Source organism: Wolbachia endosymbiont of Tuta absoluta, assembly GCF_059414725.1.
Genome location: NZ_JBNRJY010000087.1, coordinates 1 through 242, shown reverse-complemented (window position 1 = coordinate 242; position 242 = coordinate 1). Strand labels below are relative to the sequence as shown.

At 55.0% G+C, this 242-nt stretch carries 1 rRNA gene; it reads right to left on the bottom strand.

Going from position 1 to position 242, the window contains the following annotated elements:
• Positions 1–242: ribosomal RNA gene (locus tag ACJ5GX_RS01060) — 16S ribosomal RNA — on the bottom strand; the annotation flags it as partial.

Below are 242 nucleotides of genomic sequence, written 5' to 3'. Positions count from 1 at the left end.
TCAAGGGCACAACCTCCAAATCGACATCGTTTACAGCGTGGACTACCAGGGTATCTAATCCTGTTTGCTCCCCACGCTTTCGCACCTGAGCGTCAGTCTTCGTCCAGGGGGCCGCCTTCGCCACCGGTATTCCTCCAGATCTCTACGCATTTCACCGCTACACCTGGAATTCTACCCCCCTCTACGAGACTCTAGCTTGCCAGTTTCAAATGCAGTTCCCAGGTTGAGCCCGGGGATTTCAC